This is a genomic window from Mesorhizobium sp. URHB0026 (assembly GCF_054059755.1).
On record NZ_JBSSCN010000001.1, the window covers coordinates 4,589,593 to 4,609,665 of the forward strand.

Consider the following 20,073-nt stretch of genomic DNA (forward strand, 5'->3'; position numbering starts at 1 on the left):
CGGTCTATCCTTTGACGGCGCCGGCGGTCAGGCCGGTGACGAGATAGCGTTGCAGGAAAGCGAAGAAGATGCAGACCGGGATCAGCGCCAGGATCGACGCCGCCATCATCTGTCCCCAGTCGACGGCGAACTTGCCTATGAAGGTGAGCAGGCCGACGGCGAAGGTCTTCTGGTCGTCGCTGGAGATCAGCATCAGCGCGAACAGCAGCTCGCTCCATGCGGCGGTGAAGACGAAGCCCAGCGTCGCGCCCATGCCGGGCAACGTCAGCGGCACGATCACTTTGCGCATTGCCTGCGCGCGCGTGCAGCCGTCGATCATCGCCGCCTCCTCCAGGTCCTTGGGGATGCCGTCGAAGAACGACTGCATCAGAAAGGTGGCGAAGGCGGTGTTGAAGGCGGTGTAGATGATGATCAGCCCGGTCAGGCTGTTGATCAGGCCGATCTGCCCCATCACGCGGTAGATAGGCGGAATGACCATCACCAGCGGAAAGGTCTGGGTCAGAAGCAACATGAGAGCCAGTGCAGCCTTGCCGCGAAAGGTGAAACGCGACATGGCGTAGCCGGCGAGCGTGGCGATGACCGTGACCAGTGCCGCCGTCGACACCGAGACGATGACGCTGTTGAGGAAATAGCGCGGGAAATCGGTGGCTTCGAGCACGGTCACGAAATTCTGGATCGTCATGTGCGACGGCCAGAAGGTGATGCCTTCGGAATAGAGCAGCCGCTCCGGCGTGACCGAGATCTTCAGCGTCCAGTAGATCGGGAACAGAGCGAAGACGACGTAGGCGGCGATCGCGGCGTAAAGGCCGATGCCGCCGAAGAAGCGCTGTGAAGCTGAGCGTCCGGCGATCATCAGACGTGCCTCACAAGCGAGCGGCGAATGGCGATCAGCACGATCGCGTAGGCGATGAGCAGGACGAGCAGCAGCACCGCCACGGCCGAGGCATAGCCCTTGTCCAGCGACTTGAAGGCGCTGACATAGATGTAGACGGGCACCGTGTTGGTCGAGCCAGCCGGTCCGCCCTCGGTCATGACAAAGATGAGGTCGGCAAAAGTGGCGATCCAGATCGTGCGCAACATCACCGTTATGGCGATGGTTGGGGCCAGGAAGGGCAGCGTCACCTTGGTGAAACGTTGCAACGGCGAAGCGCCGTCGATCGCCGCCGCCTCATGCAGTTCCGAGGGAATAGACTTCAGCGCCGCCAGCAGCGTTATGGCGAAGAACGGAATGCCGAACCAGACATTGGCTACGATCGGCCCCCACATGGCGGTGGAGGGATCGGACAGGACGTTGGTCGGTTCGGCTTTCAGCCCCAAGGCGAACAGCCAGTGCGGCAGCGGACCGACGATCGGATTGAACAGCCAGGCCCAGGTAAGGCCCGACAGGAAGGACGGAACCGCCCAGGGCAGGAAGACCAGCGCCTGCACCGCCTTGCGGCCTGGAAAAGGTTTGTCGAGCAGCAGCGCCAGGCCAAGGCCGAGGAAGAACTGAAAGAACAGGCTGGCCACCGTCCACCACAACGTGTTGATCAGCGCCTGGCCCAGCACCTGGTCCGACAGCATCGCCTCATACTGCCCGAGCCCGACATACTCGGACTTGAAGGCCGAAAATTTGCGGAAGGAGTAGCTGATGCCGATGACCAACGGCACGAGCAGCACCACGACCAGCAGGATGATCGCCGGGCTGAGGTAGAGCCAAGGCTCGATCGTCGCGTAGGAGAGCCGCTTTTTTCGTGGCGGCGCCGCGGATCGAATTTCGGATACGGCATAGGTCATACGATGCTCACGGTGAAGGATGGATGCCGGCATTGAAGCTGCCCCCTTCCCCCCGTTCACGGGGAGAAGATGCCGGTAGGCAGATGAGGGGCAGCGCGAACTTGCGAATGCTGGCGCCGCCCCTCATCCGTCACCTCGTGGCACCTTCTCCCCGTGAGTGAACGGGGAGAAGGAAGAGCAGGTGCCTACTTCTTGTTCTTCGCCAGCCAGTCCTGCTGTTCCTTGGTCAGGAAGGCAGCCCATTGTTCGGCGACCTCCTTGGCCGTCTTCTGGCCGAGCAGCACTTCCTGGAAGTTCTTGATCGCGACCTGGTCGACGAAATTGCCGAGGTTTTCCAGATGCGTCGGCGGCGTCACCATTTCATATTTGGAGCCGTCGCTGAGTTCCGTGAACCAGCCCTTGAACTGCTCGGTCTTGAAATGGGGATCCTGGTCCGCACCCTTGTGGATCGGCACGACGCCAACTTCCTTGGCCCATTCCAGATTGTCCTTCGGCGACAGAAGCGTCGCCATCAGCTTCCAGGCGTCGTCCTTGTGCTGCGAGTTGGCGAACATCGCCCAGCCGGCATAGCCGAGCGTCGGATAGGACTTTCCGCTTGGTCCGACCGGCAGCGGCGCCACGGCGAAGTCGTCGGCGCTCATCTTGTCGGCGATGCCGAGAAGCGCGTCCGGATCCTGATTGAGCATGGCGCAAGTGCCGGAGTAGAAGCCGGTGACGGTTTCGTTGAAGCCCCAGCTCACTGCATCCTTCGGCGCCAGACCATTCTTGTACATGTCGGCCAGCATCTGCAGGCCCTTGACCGAGCCCTCTTCATTGATGGTCGAGGTACCGTCCTCGTTGAAATAGCCGCCCTTGCCCTGAGCGATGTTCATGAACATGTGCATGCCGTTGAAGGCGCCCGGCCCGCCGCGCAGGCAGTAGCCGTATTTTCCGGGAATGGCCGAGATCTTCTTGGAATCGGCGACAAACTCGTCGAGTGTCGCCGGCGGGCCGTCGAGACCAGCCTCCTTGAACAGCTTCTTGTTCCAGAACAGCGCGTTCACATAGTAGCCATACGGGATCATAAACTGGGTGTTGTTGACCGTCGAGCCGAACTGTTTGGCGCGGTCGCCGAGCGTCTTGGCGTCGTCCCATTTGGCCATATAGGGGCCGAGATCCTCGAGCTGGGCATTGTTGGCGTAGAGCCCCATCCAGCGTTCCGGCATCTCGACCACATCGGGCGTATCGCCGGCCTGCACCATGGTCAGGAATTTCTCGAAAGCCTGGCCCCAGGGCAGCGAGACCAATTCGACCTTGACGCCTGGATTGGCCGCCTCGAACTCGGCGATCTGTTTCTTGAGGAATTCGGTGCGCGGCGGGCTGGTGATAACCTCGACCATTTTCAGGGTTGAATCGGCGAGCGCGCCACCGGCGGAAATCGCCAGCCCCGCGACGGTGGCAAGCATGACGGTCAGTTTTTTCATGTTCAAGACTCCCATTTTGAACCCGCTATTTTCTGGCTTTTTCGAAGGCCTGGGCGACATCCGCCCAGAGATCCTCGACACTTTCCAATCCGACATTGAAGCGGATGGTTCGGGGGCTGACGCCGAAGCGCGCCATCGAATTCAGTCCCGGCGTCTGCTCCAGCGACGCCTTGGCCGGTACGACCAGGCTCTCATGCCCACCCCAGCTGACGCCGATGCGGAAATATTTCAGCGCGTCGACGAACACGGGAATGTCGATGTCCTCGGTAACCTCGAACGAGAACAATCCGCCATAGCCGGCAAGCGTCGCCTTGCCCGGATGGTTCGAATAGGCTGGATGGTTGACCCGCTCGACATTGCCATGCGCCTTCAGCCGCTCGGCGATGGCAAGCCCGCTCTTCATATGGTGGGGCAGACGCAGCGGCAGCGTGCGCAGGCCGCGCAGCAAAAGCCAGGCCTCGAACGGCGACAGCTTGCCGCCGAGATAGGAATAGGTCTGCTCGTTGATATGCTTGATGTGCGCTGCCGAGCCGGCCACCACGCCGGCAACGGTGTCGCTGTGGCCGCCGAGATATTTCGAGGCCGAGTGCAGCACGAGGTCGACGCCATGCGAGATCGGCTTCTGGAACACCGGGGTCGCCCAGGAATTGTCGATGGTGGTGACGATGCCCTGCTCTTTTGCCAGCCGGGTCAGATGCGGCAGGTCCTGGAGCTCGAACACCATCGAGGTCGGGCTTTCCAGATAGAGCAGCTTGGCGCCGGGCAATGCCGCGGCAACCGCATCCGGGTCGGAGCCGTCGACATAATCGACCTTGATGTTGAGCCGCGGCAGAAGCCGCTCGAACAGCCGGTAGGCATCGCCATAGCAGTTGCGTACCGCAACGATGCGCTCGCCCGCGCCGACGAAGGCAAGCACGGTGGCGCTGATCGCCGCCATACCGCTGGAGAAGCCGCGTGCGGCCTCGGCGCCCTCGAGCGCGGCGACTCGGGCCTCGAACTCCATGACCGTCGGATTGTCGCCGCGTGAATAGATCGGCTGCTTTCGTTTGCCGGCAAAAGTATCGGCCATTTCCGCATAATTGGCGAAGGTGAACAACGAGGTCTGGTAGATCGGAGGCACGACGGCACCGCCGGGAAACGGTTCGTCATGCGCCAAAAGCGTCGCCGCCTCGGCGAGATAATCGTGGTCGAAGCCGTCTGGATGCCCGTTCATTTCAGGTCCGAAAGTTTGAGTTTGGCCGCACCGCGCTTCAGATCGTCCTCGACGGTGGCGATGAGCTTGAGCGCCTCGTCGCGGGCTCCCTGCGGATCACGCGCGGCGATACGTTCGTAGATGGTGCGGTGATAGGGAAAGCTGGCATGGCCGAAATCGCGCACACCGAGCGGATGCTCCCAGAAGCGATGGAACAGTTCGTGCATGGCGGCGATGATCTGTTCGAACAGCGGATTGCCGGAGACCCGGTAGATCGCCTGGTGGAATTCCCAGTCCTCTTCCGATGACATGCCGTCGAGGGTGCGAAACGCCTGCTCCATTATATCGAGCTTGCCTTCGATCTCGGCAATGTCGGCCGGGCTTGCCCGCTCGGCGCACAGTGCCGCTGCTTCCGCCTCCAGCGCGCGGCGGATTTCCAGCGTCTGCATCAGGCTGGTGAAGTCATTGCCGCCCGCCAGCGTCAACGGCAAATGCAGCATGTCGGGCGAGACGGCCGCCTTGAGAAACGTGCCGCTGCCTTGCCGGCGTTCGACCAGACCCAGTCCTTCCCACCGCGTCAGCGCCTCGCGCACCGTGTTGCGGCTCACCTTGAGCCGCTCGGCCAGGATGCGCTCGGTCGGCAGTCGCTCGCCAGGCCGCAAGGCCTCGGCGCGGACGAAGCTCACCAATGCCTTCAGCACGGCGTCGTCACGGGCCGTCGTCTGAATGGGTGGCAGACTGTTCTGGTCCACATTTCCTCCAAGTGGTCCAATGGTCCAACCAATTTCTGCACAGACGGAGCCTCCTGTCAATCGCTTGTCAGGAGGCACACGGCATTCAGCCCATGGAAGGTGACGCGCTGCGTTCGGAAGGGCGCCCGGCTCCGGAAGTCGGTCCGAACCATCTGGTCAGCGCATCGGCCAATCCCTGTTCATTCTCAACGCCAACCCAAGCCACGTATGCATCGGGCCGAATCAAGATCGCGTCGGGTGCGCCGACCGTTCCGAGTAGGGGAAGCTCCCAGGCACCGGCATACAAAGCGTCGATCTCCCGGACCCGGCCGGCCCAAGGCACAATATCCAACCTGCCTGGCTCACCGAAATTGAGGAGCAGCGGCCGCGCGTCGTGGAGCAACGTGAACAGTCGCAACGGCCCGTTGGCGGTGCAGAGATCGAGGTCGGGTATTCGTCGCCCAAGCAGCCCGTGCCCTTCCCCGAGATCGTAGTGGACACCCAGCCCAGACATCTCCGCGGCGATCCGTTTGCGTGGCCCATCCATGGCGAGCAGTTCGGCGAATGTGTCGCTTAAGGCCTTGGTGCGAGCATCCATCCGACGAAGCGCGACCTGCGCCATCGCGTTGCGCAGCACGCGGGCGGCGACCGGATGGCGTTCGGCCTGGTAGCTGTCGAGCAGGCTTTCCGGCGATATTCGCTTTACCACCTGGGCCAGCTTCCATCCCAGGTTCACCGCGTCCTGCACGCCGATATTGAGACCCTGTCCGCCCATTGGGGGATGGATATGCGCGGCGTCACCGGCTAGCAGCACACGTCTGTCGCGGTAAGCGGCAGCCTGCCGCGTCACGTCGGTGAACCTGGAAATCCAGGTCGGACTGTGGACCCCGTAGTCAGTGCCGTAGACGCCGGCAAGCGCCTCGCTGAGATCGCGCAGTGTCGGTTCACCACCAATGTTCAGGTGTCGCTCGGTCAGCACGACACCCACCCGGCCACCTTCCTCAATCTTGCCGATCGCATGGATGCCATGGGCGTCACTGCGAAAGCCCAATGCTGGTTCCTCCGCCATCTCGACCTCGGCGATCATCCAGCTCATCGTCGGATCCCATCCTTCGAACGCGATCCCCGCGGCCTTGCGGATCATGCTGCGTCCTCCGTCGCAGCCGACGAGATACTGCGTCCGCAACCGCTGGCCGCCGGACAGATCGATGTCGACGCCACCATCATCCTGTGCGAAGCCCGTGACGTCCTGCCCGCGATAAATCGGCACTCCGAACTCGCTGATCCAGTCGGCCAATATCCGCTCGATGTGGTTTTGCCGCAGCGCCAGCAGATAGTTGTGCCGCGTGGGAAAGTCGCTGATGTCCAACCGGGTCATGTGGAAGCCCACCGACGGCGATGTCTGTCCCTGCGAGAGGAAGCGGTCGGCAATTCCGCGCTGGTCGAGCACCTCGATGGTGCGGGCGTGCAGGCCACCTGCGCGCAAACCGATGAGTTCCTGGTTCGGCCGCCGCTCGACAATGGCCACATCGACGCCCGCCAATGCGAGTTCGCCAGCCAGCATCAACCCGGTCGGACCGCCTCCGGCGATCACCACCGCATGATCCCCACGCACTCGGCCTCCTGGCAACAATTCCGGCATTTCGCCACTCCCGTTTCCGTTAACTCAGGTCGTGGTTCTACGGGAACAGGCGGGTCTTGCCGCAAGCCCCTTGCGCGCCATATGTATGAAATGGAGGGGATGGCTCTCCTTCCCCCTATGCATATGGCTGTGAAAAGTCGCGGGCGTTGCCAAGCGATAGCGGGCGAAGGTGCAACCCTTTCAATCCAGAAAGCGGGACCCTGCCGCAAAAAAGCCCCGGCACTTCCGGGGCTTGATGCCGATTCCTGATGTCATATCGGATGAAGGGGGCCGGTCGGCGTTTGGCAGCGGTACGAGGAGGCCACTATGTGCCAGCGCCGGCCGGCCGACCCCACGGACCCAGGAGATGCGGCGGACCTGAGCATCATGGGGTATTCGAGGATCGAGCCGGCTGTCTACCTCGTGCCGGCTTCTTCTTGGACTTCACATTTGCGCAAGAGCTTATGAAAATCAACAGTTTCTTAACCAAGGCTCGTGAATCGCTTGGATTAAGGTAAATGGGTAACCCTGTTGGGGTTGACCGGATAATCGGGCCGGACTGTCAGGCTGCCTTGGCAACGACGCGGTTGCGGCCGCCGCTCTTGGCTTCGTAGAGCGCGAGATCGGCGCGCTTCATCAGCGCCGCAACCGTATCCACGCCCTTCAGCACCGATGACACGCCAACGCTGACGGTGACCTCGATCGTCTTGCCCTCGGCTCCGATGGCGAACGGCATCTGGGCGATTTCGGCACGAATGCGTTCGGCCACCCTCTCGGCCACTGCGCCGTCGGTATCGGGCATCACCACCACGAACTCCTCGCCGCCGAACCGGCAGGCAAGGTCGATACCCCGGACGTTTTTGCGCAGCCGCCGCGCGAATTCGCGCAGCACCTCGTCGCCGCCGTCATGCCCATGCGCATCATTGATGGACTTGAAGCGGTCGAGATCGGTGATCATCACCGACAGGGGCCGTCGCCGCGCCACGGCGCGGTCGAACAGCGTCTGCAAATGGCTGTCTAGATAGCGGCGATTGTGCAGCCCGGTCAGGCCGTCGGTCACGGCCATTTCGATGGTCTGGGTGACGCTGGCGCGCAATTGGTCATTGTAGCGCTTGCGGCGCACCTGGGTGCGCAGTCGCGCCGTCAGTTCCTGCTGGTCGATCGGCCGCATCAGATAATCGTTGATGCCCAGTTCGAGCCCTCGGATGATGCGCTCCTCCTCGCCCTCCTCCGCCAGCAGGATGATCGGCACGAAACGGGTGCGGTCGAGGGAGCGCAGTTGCGAGCAGAGCCTGAGCGGGTCGAAATCAGCGAAGGCCGTCGAGATCATCACGCATTCATAGGGCGTCTCCGCGGCCTGGAAGAATCCGGCATGCGGATCGCCGGTGACGTCGAGGTCGGCTCGGTCGCGCAGCATCTTCTGGAGGCGCTCGACCGACGATTTGCGCTCGTCGATCAAAAGTACCTTCGGCGTCGTGTCCTCGGACGCGAAATTGCGGCTCAAAAGTTCTTCGATGCCGATGTTGCGCGTGGTCGAGGCGCGCAGCCGAAGCTCGTCGGTCAGTGACTTCAGTCGCACCAAGCTCTTGACGCGCGTCATCAGCTGCAAGTCGTTGACCGGCTTGGTCAGGAAATCGTCGGCGCCGGCCTCCAGCCCGCGCACGCGGTCGGTGACTTGGTCGAGCGCGGTGATCATCACCACCGGAATGTGCGACGTCGCCGGATCGCTCTTCAATCGCCGGCAGACCTCGAACCCGTCCATGTCGGGCATCATTACGTCGAGCAGCACGACATCGACCTTGCCGTTCTCGCAGGTCTCGATCGCATCGGACCCATTGGTGGCGGTCAGAACCTCGAAATACTCGGCCAGCAGCCGGACTTCCAGCAGCCTCACATTGGCAGGGATGTCGTCGACGACGAGGATCCGTGCAGTCATTTCACAACGCTCCGGCTCGGCTGGAAGGGTACATCAGGCATCGCCCAGATAAGATTTGATGGTTTCGATGAAACGCGGCACCGAGATCGGCTTCGAAATATACGCCTCGCAGCCGCCTTGGCGGATGCGTTCCTCATCGCCCTTCATCGCAAAGGCAGTCACCGCAATCACCGGGATGACGTGAAGATCGTCGTCCTCTTTCAGCCATTTGGTCACCTCCAGTCCCGACACTTCGGGTAGTTGGATGTCCATCAGGATGAGGTCCGGCCGGTGCTGGCGCGCCAGATCGAGCGCCTCCAGACCGTTTCGGGTGCGCACCGTCTCGTAACCGCTTGCTTCGATGAGGTCCCGAAAGAGCTTCATATTGAGCTCATTGTCCTCGACGATCATGACCTTCTTAGGCATCGACATCCCGTCCCGGCCGTCCTCCGCCGGAGGTGGCCGTCATGCGCTCTTTCCTTGAACGCACCAAACCCTGCTTCACTATACGGCAATATCATTGACGAAACGGAAACCCGAAGCCTGCAAAGCAGCATGAATTCCGCCTCGCCTCCCTGCGCGTCCAAAGGGCGCGCCCTACGCTAATGGCTTGCCGCAAGCAATTCTTGCCATTACTGCGGGAGAGACTCATTCCACACACCGAAGGTAGTGATGGCAAACGCAGCGTCAATGCGCGAGGAGGCGGAAACCATTGCCGTGAAGGCACTGGGCTTCGTTGCCGCCGATCCGGAGCTTTTACCGCGCTTTCTGGCGATCACGGGAATAGAGGCGCATTCGATCCGCCGGGCGGCCGGCGAGCCGGGCTTCCTGGCCGGCGTCCTGCAGTTCATTCTCGCCCACGAGCCGACCTTGATGCGCTTCGCCGAGGAAACCGGCACGCCACCAGCGGCTGTCGGCAAGGCGTTGCGCGCCTTGCCGCTTGGCGATGACAATCACGAGTATTCCACATGAGCGATGATCCCGAAACCGCGCGCCAGATCGAGGAACTGGCGGCTGACGACCGACCACTGCTGGTGCTCGACGTCGATGACGTGGTGCTCGAATTCATCCGGCCTTTCCCGCATTTTCTCAAGGCGCGCGGCTATGGCCTGACGCTGGCTTCCTTCCGGCTGACCGGCAACATTGCCGAGACAGCGAGCGGCCGCCTGATCGAACAACCCGAAGTCACCGCACTCCTGGGCGATTTCTTCGACGCGCAAGCCGATTGGCAAAGCATCACCGATGGCGCCGCGGAAGCCCTGACAGGGCTCGGAGACCGCGCGGAAATTATATTGCTGACAGCCATGCCGCACCGGCATCGTGCCGTGCGACGCGCCCATCTCGATGCACTGGGGCTAGCCTATCCGCTGCTGACCACCGAGATGGCCAAGGGACCGGCGGTAGCCAAACTGCGCGGCAAGAGCGGCAGGCCGGTGGTCTTCGTCGACGATCAGCCGGCCAATCTGGCGTCGGTGCGTGACTCGGTCGCCGACGCAAATCTTTTCCATCTGATGGCCGACAATTCCCTGCGCACATTCCTGCCATCGGTCCCGGACGATGTCATCGTCGTCCAGGATTGGCACGAAGCCGCGCCTAAGATCGCTGGCGCGCTGGGGTTCTAATCCAGGCGTTTTGGTGCGATCCCGGACAGAAAAACGGTTCGCACTGTTCCGGAATTGCTCGAGGGCAGAACACTCAAGGATTGAGCTTCGCCCCCGCCCCGCCGTCAGCGCCGCCGCCATTATCGCTGCCGCCATTATCGCTACCGCCATTGTCGCCGCCGCTCTCATCGTCCGAGCCGTCACCGCCGTCGACGCCATCGTCCACCGCAGGGTCGGCGGGCTTCAGCATGACACCGTTGACAGTGACCGAGCCGTCGGCCTTGGTGTTGATAGCCCATTCCAGCTTGCCGTCCGGCAGCGTCTTGGCAAAACCCTTCGCCATGAGAGCGACAGGCACATACTGCCCGACCTCAGGCTCCGCCTTCGCCGCTTCCTGCAGATGCTCCATGATCTTGTCGAAGCCGGCGACATCGACAGTGAGATTTGCGTCGGGTTTCTGGCCGAAGCTTGTCATCTCACCTTCCAGTGCGATCTCCATGTCCTTGTTCTTCACGATACTGTGGCCGATGACGACCTTCGGCGTCTTGGCGAGGAAGTCGGCTTTGAGCTGGTCGCCGAACTCGGCCGGCAGCGGCGGATCCTGGTTGAGATCAAAGGCTTCGATGGCCTTCTTCGCCATGCTGTCGAGATCGATGTTGGCGCCACCGAAATTCAGGTCGATATCGGTGGGCAGCAATGCCACGCTCCAACTCGGCAAAAGCTGCTGCGGCACGGTCAACCCCGAAGCCTTGATGCCATAGCTGACCTTACCGTTCTGGGCGACGCCGTCGGAACCGAACGCTATGCCGAACTGGGTTGCTCCGAACGTGCCGATCGGGCTGTCGACCCCGAAGTCCTTGAAGCCATAGGTTCCGTCGACACGCTCCCACACCGGAAGCGCTGCAAGCAGAAGCGACTTGAGCCGCGCCTGGTTTGCCTTCAGCGTCTTCTCGTCCTCGTTGGCCACGGCAAACGCCAGAAGATCGAGCAGAGGCTTGGTCTGCACGCCCTTGCCGCTGGCCTCCACGGAAAATTCCGGCGACTTCACGGTGACGGGAAAATTCAGCCCGCTCTCGGGATCGTTGAATTTTATCGCTTCGACGAAGTTCGAAATCTTTTGCGACGTCGTGAAATCGACGCCGCCATTGGTCGCCTTGGTCGCGGAAAGCGTCACGGAGCCGGCGCCGGCGGTCACATCCATCTTTTGCTTGGCATCCTGCGACGACATCGTCATCCCGGCCATCGAACTCGTGGCGTTGGTGAAGGCCGCGAGCTTGGGGTCGTAGACGCCGTTGCCCTTGCCGTCCTTGATCGAGAACTGCGTGCTCTGCTTTCCCTGAGGGCCGTTGAATTCAAAGGAGGCGCTCTGCGAAAAATCCATCGAGACATCCCAAGACCCGTCGCTGCGCGGCTTGACCAGCAGGGCGTAGGGCGCAAAGTCGAATTTCACCAGCTTCTGGTCGGGAAAGCTGCTGGCCAGCGCCTTGAAATCAAATTCGATCTTGTAGGCGTCCCCTTCTGTCGAAACCTTCAGGATCCCCTTGTCGAGCGCCTGTTTGCCGACATAGCGCGACAGATCATCGGACAATTGCTTGGCGCCCTGACTGTCGACGGACTGGCCGAAAGCAGGCGCGCTCAGCAGGAGCGCGGTAAAGGCAATAGGCAGCATACGGTTCACGGGAATTCTCCGTTCGCTCGAAAGGCAAAAATGGTTTCGTATCTCTGGTAGGGAAATACCATCGCGACTGCAAGCCGATGACAGTCAGGCAATCGGCTTCAACACCAGCCGCATCAGCGGCCGACCGGCCTTGCGCTCCACAAGCCTTTCGAACCCGGCTGTCTCGAACACCCCCGATGACCCGACAAACAGGCCGATCGAACGCGAATCGCGGGACAGGTCGATCGGGCAGGCCTCGACGAGCCGCGCCCCGTTCCTGCGGGCGAACTCGATGCCACTTTCGACGAGGCGGTGCGTGATGCCCCTGCCGCGCGCCTTGGCGCGGATGAAAAAGCACGAGATCGCCCAAACGGCCGGATCGGACGCCTCGGTGGGATCGATCGGCGCCGAGCCCCTACCCTTGTTGTTCCATTCGGGCACGTCGGCGCGTGGCCCGATCTGCATCCAGCCGACCGCCTTGCCGTCCTCGAAAGCCAGCAGGCCGGGCGGCGGGCCGGCTTCGATGCGCGCCTTGATGTGATCCTTGTTGCGTTCACGGCTGCTCTCGCGCCGCGCGGCCGGCGCCAGCCGGAAATGCGTACACCAGCAGCCGTAGCAGGCGCCCTGCTTGCCGAAAAGGTCCTCGAATTCAGGCCAGAGCTCCGGCGCCAGCGGCACTACGGTCGTGCTCATGCGTTCTCCCCAGGCCAGGCTTGTCGCTGGCCTTGCGCTGTCGTACCATTGGTTCTGTTCTCTTTATGTTCGCAGCGATGGCGGCCCCTGTCAACAATCCCGACCACGGTTTTTGTCGTGACTGCCTGACCTTTCAGCGCAGTGAAACGGGCCGTTGCGAACGCTGCGGCAGCCCTCGTCTTGCCCGCCATCCCGAGCTTTACCGGCTGCACCTTGCCCATATCGATTGCGACGCCTTCTACGCGGCCATCGAAAAGCGCGACAACCCTGCGCTCAAGGACAAGCCGCTGATCATCGGCGGCGGCAAGCGCGGGGTCGTCTCCACCGCCTGCTACATCGCTCGCATCCGCGGCGTGCGCTCCGCCATGCCGATGTTCAAGGCGCTCGAGGCCTGCCCGGAGGCCGTCGTGATCACGCCCAACATGGAAAAGTACGTGGCCGTCGGCCGCGAGGTATGCGCCATGATGCAGGCGTTGACACCGCTGGTCGAGCCGCTGTCGATCGATGAGGCCTTCCTCGATCTTGCCGGCACCGAGCGCCTGCACGGACTGCCACCGGCCGTGGTGCTGGCGCGCTTTTCGCTGGCGGTGGAGAAGGAGATCGGCATCACCGTTTCATCAGGCCTGTCCTATTGCAAATTCCTCGCCAAGATAGCGTCCGATTTCCGCAAACCGCGCGGCTTTTCCGTTATCGGCGAGGCGGAGGCGGTCGGCTTTCTGGCCACGCAGCCGGTGACCATGATCTGGGGCGTCGGCAAGGCGTTCAACGCCACGCTGGAACAGGATGGCATCCGCACCATCGGCCAGCTCCAGAAGATGGAGCGTGGCGACCTGATGCGCCGCTATGGGGTGATGGGCGAACGACTCTACCGGCTTTCGCGCGGTGAGGATGTCCGCCGCGTCGACCCCGACCAGGACGCCAAGAGCGTATCGGCCGAAACCACTTTCGACACCGATATCGCCTCACTGGACGAGCTTGTCTCGGTGCTGAGGGGCCTTTCGGAAAAAGTCTCGGCGAGGCTGAAGAAATCAGGTATCGCCGGGCGCACCGTGGTGCTGAAGCTGAAGACCCAGGATTTCAGGCTGCGCACGCGCAACCGTCAGCTCGGCGACCCGACCCGGCTCGCCGACCGCATCTTTTCGACCGGCGTGGAACTTCTTCGCAAGGAGACCGACGGAACGAAATTCCGATTGCTCGGCATCGGCGTCAGCGACCTCTCCGACGACGACAAGGCCGATCCGCCGGATTTGGTCGATCTGCAGTCGCGCAAGCGCGCCATGGCCGAAGGTGCCATCGATGCGCTACGCGACAAGTTCGGCCGCAAGGCGGTGCAAACCGGCTACACCTTCGGCAAGGGCCGCGACGCCCATCCGCCGGAGCCGCTGGAAGATTGAACCCGATCAGCTGCGTCGAAGATCGATGCGGCTGGTCACCACGCTCTTACCGGTCTTGGGATCGCGGTCGACCACGGTCAAGACAATACCGTCCGCACCGTTTTTCTGCACGGTAAGCTGCGCGGCGCGGTCGCCATTGACCTCCTTGGCCCAGCGGATGGCAAGGTTTATCGCATTGCCGGAACGGTTTCCGTTCAACTGCGCCGGTCCGGTGCGCGATCCCACATAGACACCGCTGTATTTGGCGCCGCTGGTCTTCAGGCGAGCACTGATGGCGCGTGTCACCAGGATCAGGCCGCGGCAATTGCCGTCGAGGGACAGCGAAGACGATGTCGCATTCGATTTGAACGTACAGGAAACGCTGACCGTTGGCGCCTGCGTCGTCACCTGAACGGTTCCCTTGCCGGCGAAATTGCCCTTGAATGATTGGAGAAATTTGCTCTCGTCCGCATGCGCGGCAGTGGCCGCGACGGCCAGGCACCCGGCAAGCACAAACCGCGTGAGTAATGTCATCGAAGGTCTCCTTGTGACGGGTGGAACGGCGATCGGTGATGCTCAGGCGGACATCGCGACTCAACGCGGCTTGCCATGTCAGGTTCCGCCCGCGACAGGGCCGTTTTGCAACGTCGCGTCGATATCCCTGGCCCAGTCAAATGCGGCGGCTAGTGGTTGCGGCAAAAACCCCGGCTTGCGAGATAACTGACATGGCACCTACCCCCTCGATCCCCAAGGCCGCTTTCTGGATGGCGCTGTCGATCGCCTCGTTCCTGGCGATGTCGGTCGCCGGGCGCGCCACGACCGCCGAGCTCAACGTCTTCCAGGTGCTGGAACTGCGTTCGGTCATCGGGCTCTTCATTCTGCTGCCGCTGGTGATGATGAGCGGCGGCTTCGCGGCGATGCGCACGCAGCGTCCCACCGCTCATATCGCCAGAAACGTCATCCACTATACCGGGCAGGCGGCATGGCTCTACGCATTGACCTTGATTCCGTTGGCCGTGCTGATTTCGATCGAATTCACCACACCGATCTGGACGGCGATCCTGGCGGCGACTTTTCTTGGTGAAAGGCTGTCCCGGCCAAAGCTTGCCGCGATCGTGCTGGGCCTGATCGGGGTGGTGATCATCGTTCGCCCCGGTGTGGGCTCGATCGATCCTGGCCATCTCATCGTACTCGGCGCCGCGGTTTGCTTCGGGATCTCGGTGGTCCTGGTCAAGTCGCTGACGCGGACGGACAGCGTCGTGCGCATCATCTTCTGGATGCTGATCATCCAGTCCGTGGTCGGCCTCGTTCCAGCCCTTTACGAGTGGCGCAACCCGCCGCTGGAACTGTGGCCATGGATCGTGCTGATTGCCTTCACCGGCATGTCGTCGCATTTCTGCATGGCCCGTGCGCTTGGCTATGCCGACGCCACCGTCATTTCGCCGATGGATTTCCTGCGTGTACCGTTGTCGGCGCTCATCGGCTGGCTGCTTTACAGCGAGCAGATCGACGCCTTCACCGCTGGCGGTGCATTGCTGATCCTGACGGGCAATCTGCTCAACTTGCAGCGCAAGGCAGTCAAGCCGGCAGAGGTCGCGGCGTCGTAGCGTTGCCGGTCAGTTCCCTTCGTCTGGAATGTTGAGCACGTGTCCGCACGCCTTGCAGTGTACTGCGTCCGGCTCATGACGCTGCAACCCGCATTGCGGGCAGGGAAAGAACACCTTGGCCGGCCGAAAGATCGCCTGCGCCAGCCTCACGAACAGCGATATGCCGATGATCATGGTGACGATCGCCGTCAGCTTGCCGGCTATGCCCGGCAGCACGATGTCGCCGAAGCCTGTGGTCGTCACGGTCGCGACGGTGAAGTAAAGCGCGTCGATGTAGTTTTCCAGTCCGGCTCCGTCGCGAAAAAAGAACGTGTAGACGAAGCCCGTGATGACAAAGAGAAAGGTCAAAAGGCTGATGACCGCTTGGCTTGCCTCGCGCCAGGGCCGCAGGCCGCGCATCTCGAAATGCCGCCAGATCGAACCGCTGCGCGACAGCGACCATAGCCGCAGGATGCGCAGAAAGCCGAGGCTCGCGAGAGCCGTCGGCATCAGCAGCGTCAGAAGGATGAAGGCATCCACCCAGAGGGTCGGCTGCTTCATCAGGCGCGGCATGTCGTTGGAGGCGAGCAGCCTGGCAATCAGATCGAAGGCGACGAGAGCCGCCACGGCATAGTCCAGCCACAAAAACGAGGCCGACTGCTGGATGACCGGGGTGGCGATGAAAAAGCCGATGATGGCGAGGTCGATGATGACAGCCACCAGTTGAAACCGGAACGCGGCCGGCGAGCGTCCGTGATAGAGCCTGCGCAGCCTGTCGCGTAATCGCGCCGTCGCGGAAAGGTCCTGCGATGGGCGCCTCTCCTTGGCCTTCATGCTGGCATGAGCAGCCGGTGCTGGCCCGCGGATAGCCGCCTGTCAAGCGCGCGGATCACACCAGTTCCACTTCAATCACGCCCGGCACGGCGCGCATCGCCGAGGCGATCTGTGGCGAGACGCGATAGCCGCCTTGCAGAGCGATCTCGACCTCGCCCTGCGCCTCTTCCTTGATCACGATGATGCTCACCTGGCTTTCACCGCGCTGCGTGAGCTGGGATTGGATTATCGAGGCAGGTCCATCGTTCCTGACGAAAATGCGCAGCGCCTTCTGGATGCGGCTTGCCTCGTCTTCCAGCGATTGCACCGAGTTGATGCGCAGGTTGACGCCCTCGGGCCTGTCCTCCGCCGCGACGGTGATGACAACCGAGCGGCCGGCGTCGAGGAGGTCACGGTACTGCGCCAGCCCTTCCGAAAACAGCACCGCCTCGTACTGGCCGGAGGTGTCGGAAAAGGCCACCACGCCCATCTTGTTGCCGGTGCGCGTCTTGCGCTCCTGCTTGCTGGTAACAGTGCCGGCAAGCCGGCCGGCGGAAGCGCCGCGCTTGACGGCGGCGGAGAACTCCGCCCAGTTCTGCACCCGCATCTTCTGCAGCGCCGCCTTGTACTCGTCGAGCGGATGCGCCGAGAGATAGAAGCCGACGACCTGGAATTCACGGTGCAGCCGATCGGCGGCGAGCCACGGATCGGTCGCCGGCAGATTGAGCGCCTGGGACTGTGCGCCGAGCGAGGCGCCGAAGATGTCGGCCTGACCCGAAACGGCGTTCTGCTGGGCGAGCGACGCCAGCCCCATCATCCGTTCGACGCCAGCCAACATCTGGGCGCGGTCGTGGCCGAAGCAGTCGAGCGCGCCGGCCATTATCAGGCTTTCGAAAACCCGTTTGCCGACGATCTTCGGGTCGACCCTTTCACAGAAATCGGCCAGGCTCTTGAACGGCTTTTCGCCGCGAACGGCGACGATGTGCTCCACCGCGGCATCGCCGACGCCTTTCAGCGCGGCCATCGAATAATAGATCCGGTTCTCGCCGACCTCGAAGGCACGGAAACTCGTCATCACCGACGGCGCCAGGACTTCGATGCCGAGCCGCAGCGCATCCTGGCGGAAGTCGGCGAGCTTGTCGGTGTTGCCCATGTCTAGCGTCATCGACGCCGCCAGGAACTCGACCGGATAATGCGCCTTCAGATAGGCGGTCTGGTAGGAGACGACGGCGTAAGCGGCCGCGTGAGACTTGTTGAAACCGTAGTCGGCGAACTTTGCCAGCAGGTCGAAAATGAAGTCGGCTTGCGGCTTTGCGACGCCGCGCTCGACCGCGCCGGAGACAAAGCGTTCGCGCTGCTTGTCCATCTCGGCGCGGATTTTCTTGCCCATGGCGCGGCGCAGAAGGTCGGCTTCGCCAAGCGAATAGCCTGACAGCTCCTGCGCGATCTGCATCACCTGTTCCTGGTAGACGATGACGCCTTGCGTCTCCTTCACCAGATGATCGATCTTGGGATGGATCGAGGCCATCTCCTCCTCGCCATGCTTTCTGGCGTTGTAGGTCGGGATGTTCTCCATCGGTCCCGGCCGGTAGAGGGCAACCAGCGCGATGATGTCCTCGATGCAGTCGGGCCGCATGCCGATCAGCGCCTTGCGCATGCCGGCACTTTCCACCTGGAACACGCCAACCACCTCGCCGCGCGACAGCATTGCGTAGGTCTCGGGATCGTCGAGCGGGATGGTCGCCAGATCGATATCGATGCCGCGCCGGCGGATCAACTTGACGGCCGTCTCCAGCACCGTCAGCGTCTTCAGGCCGAGGAAGTCGAACTTCACCAACCCCGCCTGCTCGACATATTTCATGTTGAACTGGGTGACAGGCATGTCCGAACGCGGATCGCGGTACATCGGCACCAGTTCCGACAAAGGTCTGTCGCCGATGACGATGCCGGCGGCGTGCGTCGAGGCGTGGCGGTAGAGGCCCTCCAGCTTCTGCGCCATGTCGAGCAGCGTCTGGACGATCGGCTCCTTCTCGGCCTCCTCGGCAAAGCGCGGCTCGTTGGCGATGGCATCGGCGAGCTTGACCGGATTGGCCGGATTCTGCGGCACCATTTTCGAGAGCTTGTCGACCTGGCCATAGGGCATCTGCAGCACACGGCCGACGTCGCGCAGCACGGCGCGCGCCTGCAGCGTACCGAAAGTGATGATCTGGCCGACCTGGTCGCGGCCGTATTTCTGCTGGACGTAGCGGATCACCTCTTCCCGGCGGTCCTGGCAGAAATCGATGTCGAAATCGGGCATCGACACGCGGTCCGGATTGAGGAAGCGTTCGAACAGCAGCGAGAAACGCAGCGGATCGATGTCGGTGATGGTGGTCGAATAGGCAACCAGCGAACCAGCGCCCGAACCACGCCCCGGCCCGACCGGAATGCCTTGCGCCTTGGCCCATTTGATGAAATCGGCAACGATCAGGAAGTAGCCGGGGAATTTCATCTTTTCGATGATGCCAAGCTCGAATTCGAGCCTCTCACGATACTGCTCGACCGTGTAGCCCGGCGTCGGTCCGTGCAGGGCGAGCCGCGCATCGAGCCCCTCGCGCGCCTGACGGGCCAGTTCTTCGGCCTCGGCCTTTTCGGCGGCGTCCTTGTCGGAGGCATCTCCGCCCGTGAAACGCGGCAGGATCGGACTGCGGGTTTTTGGATAGTAGGAGCAGCGCAGCGCGATCTCGACAGTGTTGTCGATGGCTTCAGGCAGGTCGGCGAACAATTTCGCCATATCGGCCTGACTGCGCAGGAAATTGTCCGGCGACAGCCGGCGGCGGGTGTCGACGGCGACAACCGACCCCTCGGCGATGGCGATCAACGCATCATGCGCCTCATACTCGTCGCGCGATGAGAAGAAGGCTTCATTGGTGGCAACCAGCGGCAATTCATGGGCATAGGCGAGATCGATCGAGGATCTCTCGATCATCCGGTCGTAGCCCGAAACCCGGTCCAGTTCGACATAGAGGCGGTCGCCAAACATCGCCTTGAGCGTCAGCAGGCGCACTTCGGCAAGATCGCGGCGATCTTCCTTCAGGGCCATGCCGATCGGGCCGCGCGGCCCGCCACTAAGACAAATCAGGCCGTCACACTGGCCGTCCATCATTTCGGTGGTCAGGTGCACCGCTTCGCCGGGCGGTGTTTCGAGATAAACGCGGCTGACCAGTCTGACGAGGTTGGAATAGCCGGTTTCCGTGGCCGCGATCAGCACGACCGGCCGCATATCGGGACCTTGCCGACGGCGGTCACGCTGGCCGTCGCTGTTTTCGCCGGAAAAGGCGAGTGCTATCTGGCAGCCGATGATCGGCTGGATGCCGTCCTTCACCGCCTTCTGGGCGAACTCCAAGGCGCCAAACAAATTGTTGGTGTCGGTCACCGCGATCGCTGGCGCTTCGTCCTTGATGGCATGGCCTACAATCTTGCCGAGTTGCAGAGCGCCTTCCAGCAGCGAATAGGCCGAGTGCACGCGAAGATGGACGAACGGCCGCGCCGGCGCCTCCGGCCGCGCGGCCGCGATCGCGGCCTCGCGCTTCAGGGGATCGCGTGGAAGTCTCTCATCCGCCATGGTTTCTCGCGCTGTCCGTAAGGCTTGAGTCGATGGAGATGTATTGTC

17 protein-coding genes are annotated in these 20,073 nt (G+C 62.4%); 4 read left to right on the top strand and 13 right to left on the bottom strand.

Going from position 1 to position 20,073, the window contains the following annotated elements; translation table 11 throughout:
• Positions 1 to 4: 4 nt before the first annotated feature.
• The 8 genes from ACVWWD_RS22600 to ACVWWD_RS22635 all read right to left on the bottom strand — a co-directional run bounded on the left by ACVWWD_RS22600 (position 5) and on the right by ACVWWD_RS22635 (position 9,124).
• A complete protein-coding gene (locus ACVWWD_RS22600; RefSeq protein WP_023783247.1) occupies positions 5 to 853 on the bottom strand; it encodes a carbohydrate ABC transporter permease in 849 nt (282 codons plus the stop codon).
• Entirely contained in the window at positions 853 to 1,776 is a 924-nt protein-coding gene (locus ACVWWD_RS22605; RefSeq protein WP_023783246.1) for a carbohydrate ABC transporter permease, read from the bottom strand. The genes ACVWWD_RS22600 and ACVWWD_RS22605 overlap by 1 nt, the downstream gene beginning before the upstream one ends.
• Positions 1,777 to 1,961: 185 nt before the next feature.
• Entirely contained in the window at positions 1,962 to 3,239 is a 1,278-nt protein-coding gene (locus ACVWWD_RS22610; RefSeq protein WP_352549822.1) for an ABC transporter substrate-binding protein, read from the bottom strand.
• Positions 3,240 to 3,264: 25 nt separating this feature from the next.
• The gene (locus ACVWWD_RS22615; protein WP_352549820.1) at positions 3,265 to 4,452 is read right to left on the bottom strand and encodes a PLP-dependent transferase; all 1,188 of its coding nucleotides are present in this window, start codon (positions 4,450 to 4,452) and stop codon (positions 3,265 to 3,267) included.
• Positions 4,449 to 5,183 (bottom strand): FadR/GntR family transcriptional regulator, encoded by a 735-nt coding sequence (locus tag ACVWWD_RS22620; protein ID WP_023783243.1) that lies wholly within the window; start codon positions 5,181 to 5,183, stop codon positions 4,449 to 4,451. The genes ACVWWD_RS22615 and ACVWWD_RS22620 overlap by 4 nt, the downstream gene beginning before the upstream one ends.
• A gap of 85 nt (positions 5,184 to 5,268) precedes the next feature.
• Positions 5,269 to 6,804 (bottom strand): FAD-dependent monooxygenase, encoded by a 1,536-nt coding sequence (locus ACVWWD_RS22625; RefSeq protein WP_457103391.1) that lies wholly within the window; start codon positions 6,802 to 6,804, stop codon positions 5,269 to 5,271.
• A gap of 541 nt (positions 6,805 to 7,345) precedes the next feature.
• The gene (locus ACVWWD_RS22630; protein ID WP_023783240.1) at positions 7,346 to 8,719 is read right to left on the bottom strand and encodes a PleD family two-component system response regulator; all 1,374 of its coding nucleotides are present in this window, start codon (positions 8,717 to 8,719) and stop codon (positions 7,346 to 7,348) included.
• Positions 8,720 to 8,752: 33 nt separating this feature from the next.
• A complete protein-coding gene (locus ACVWWD_RS22635) occupies positions 8,753 to 9,124 on the bottom strand; it encodes a response regulator (protein ID WP_006334976.1) in 372 nt (123 codons plus the stop codon).
• Positions 9,125 to 9,370: 246 nt separating this feature from the next.
• Between ACVWWD_RS22635 and ACVWWD_RS22640 the strand changes: the two genes are divergently transcribed.
• Together ACVWWD_RS22640 and ACVWWD_RS22645 are read left to right on the top strand one after the other, a co-directional pair.
• A complete protein-coding gene (locus ACVWWD_RS22640; protein WP_023770054.1) occupies positions 9,371 to 9,670 on the top strand; it encodes a DUF3572 domain-containing protein in 300 nt (99 codons plus the stop codon).
• A complete protein-coding gene (locus ACVWWD_RS22645; RefSeq protein WP_015317619.1) occupies positions 9,667 to 10,320 on the top strand; it encodes a hypothetical protein in 654 nt (217 codons plus the stop codon). The genes ACVWWD_RS22640 and ACVWWD_RS22645 overlap by 4 nt, the downstream gene beginning before the upstream one ends.
• A gap of 73 nt (positions 10,321 to 10,393) precedes the next feature.
• Here the strand turns inward: ACVWWD_RS22645 and ACVWWD_RS22650 are convergent, their stop codons facing one another.
• Together ACVWWD_RS22650 and ACVWWD_RS22655 are read right to left on the bottom strand one after the other, a co-directional pair.
• On the bottom strand, positions 10,394 to 11,968 hold the full coding sequence (locus ACVWWD_RS22650; RefSeq protein ID WP_352549868.1) for a hypothetical protein: 1,575 nt from the start codon (positions 11,966 to 11,968) through the stop codon (positions 10,394 to 10,396).
• Between the two features lie 93 nt (positions 11,969 to 12,061).
• Entirely contained in the window at positions 12,062 to 12,649 is a 588-nt protein-coding gene (locus ACVWWD_RS22655) for an N-acetyltransferase family protein (RefSeq protein ID WP_457103392.1), read from the bottom strand.
• A gap of 65 nt (positions 12,650 to 12,714) precedes the next feature.
• Here ACVWWD_RS22655 and ACVWWD_RS22660 point away from each other — a divergent pair, with 65 nt between their 5' ends.
• Positions 12,715 to 14,043 (top strand): DNA polymerase IV, encoded by a 1,329-nt coding sequence (locus tag ACVWWD_RS22660; RefSeq protein ID WP_457103393.1) that lies wholly within the window; start codon positions 12,715 to 12,717, stop codon positions 14,041 to 14,043.
• Between the two features lie 6 nt (positions 14,044 to 14,049).
• On the opposite strand, the gene ACVWWD_RS22665 is transcribed toward ACVWWD_RS22660, so the two are convergent.
• Positions 14,050 to 14,556 carry a hypothetical protein gene (locus ACVWWD_RS22665; RefSeq protein WP_023770049.1) on the bottom strand — a complete coding sequence of 169 codons (507 nt, stop codon included), beginning with the start codon at positions 14,554 to 14,556 and terminating at the stop codon, positions 14,050 to 14,052.
• A 191-nt stretch (positions 14,557 to 14,747) separates the two neighbouring features.
• On the opposite strand from ACVWWD_RS22665, the gene ACVWWD_RS22670 reads away from it, so the two are divergent.
• Positions 14,748 to 15,629: a DMT family transporter gene (locus ACVWWD_RS22670; RefSeq protein WP_023783237.1), complete on the top strand. Its 882-nt coding sequence runs from the start codon at positions 14,748 to 14,750 to the stop codon at positions 15,627 to 15,629.
• 9 nt (positions 15,630 to 15,638) lie between these two features.
• Here ACVWWD_RS22670 and ACVWWD_RS22675 read toward each other — a convergent pair whose 3' ends face one another.
• Positions 15,639 to 16,442 (bottom strand): ion channel, encoded by an 804-nt coding sequence (locus tag ACVWWD_RS22675; RefSeq protein WP_352549810.1) that lies wholly within the window; start codon positions 16,440 to 16,442, stop codon positions 15,639 to 15,641.
• A gap of 55 nt (positions 16,443 to 16,497) precedes the next feature.
• Positions 16,498 to 20,025 carry a DNA polymerase III subunit alpha gene (dnaE, locus tag ACVWWD_RS22680; protein ID WP_457103394.1) on the bottom strand — a complete coding sequence of 1,176 codons (3,528 nt, stop codon included), beginning with the start codon at positions 20,023 to 20,025 and terminating at the stop codon, positions 16,498 to 16,500.
• Positions 20,026 to 20,073 lie beyond the last annotated feature (48 nt).

Excerpts from the sequence above, each read along its gene's own strand:
- ACVWWD_RS22605 (WP_023783246.1), bottom strand. The coding sequence starts at position 1,776 with ATGACCTATGCCGTATCCGAAATTCGATCCGCGGCGCCGCCACGAAAA.
- ACVWWD_RS22610 (WP_352549822.1), bottom strand. The coding sequence starts at position 3,239 with ATGAAAAAACTGACCGTCATGCTTGCCACCGTCGCGGGGCTGGCGATT.
- ACVWWD_RS22645 (WP_015317619.1), top strand. The coding sequence starts at position 9,667 with ATGAGCGATGATCCCGAAACCGCGCGCCAGATCGAGGAACTGGCGGCT.
- ACVWWD_RS22670 (WP_023783237.1), top strand. The coding sequence starts at position 14,748 with ATGGCACCTACCCCCTCGATCCCCAAGGCCGCTTTCTGGATGGCGCTG.
- ACVWWD_RS22655 (WP_457103392.1), bottom strand. The coding sequence starts at position 12,649 with ATGAGCACGACCGTAGTGCCGCTGGCGCCGGAGCTCTGGCCTGAATTC.
- ACVWWD_RS22650 (WP_352549868.1), bottom strand. The coding sequence starts at position 11,968 with ATGCTGCCTATTGCCTTTACCGCGCTCCTGCTGAGCGCGCCTGCTTTC.
- dnaE (WP_457103394.1), bottom strand. The coding sequence starts at position 20,025 with ATGGCGGATGAGAGACTTCCACGCGATCCCCTGAAGCGCGAGGCCGCG.
- ACVWWD_RS22675 (WP_352549810.1), bottom strand. The coding sequence starts at position 16,442 with ATGAAGGCCAAGGAGAGGCGCCCATCGCAGGACCTTTCCGCGACGGCG.
- ACVWWD_RS22635 (WP_006334976.1), bottom strand. The coding sequence starts at position 9,124 with ATGCCTAAGAAGGTCATGATCGTCGAGGACAATGAGCTCAATATGAAG.
- ACVWWD_RS22625 (WP_457103391.1), bottom strand. The coding sequence starts at position 6,804 with ATGCCGGAATTGTTGCCAGGAGGCCGAGTGCGTGGGGATCATGCGGTG.
- ACVWWD_RS22665 (WP_023770049.1), bottom strand. The coding sequence starts at position 14,556 with ATGACATTACTCACGCGGTTTGTGCTTGCCGGGTGCCTGGCCGTCGCG.
- ACVWWD_RS22640 (WP_023770054.1), top strand. The coding sequence starts at position 9,371 with ATGGCAAACGCAGCGTCAATGCGCGAGGAGGCGGAAACCATTGCCGTG.
- ACVWWD_RS22630 (WP_023783240.1), bottom strand. The coding sequence starts at position 8,719 with ATGACTGCACGGATCCTCGTCGTCGACGACATCCCTGCCAATGTGAGG.
- ACVWWD_RS22600 (WP_023783247.1), bottom strand. The coding sequence starts at position 853 with ATGATCGCCGGACGCTCAGCTTCACAGCGCTTCTTCGGCGGCATCGGC.
- ACVWWD_RS22615 (WP_352549820.1), bottom strand. The coding sequence starts at position 4,452 with ATGAACGGGCATCCAGACGGCTTCGACCACGATTATCTCGCCGAGGCG.
- ACVWWD_RS22660 (WP_457103393.1), top strand. The coding sequence starts at position 12,715 with ATGTTCGCAGCGATGGCGGCCCCTGTCAACAATCCCGACCACGGTTTT.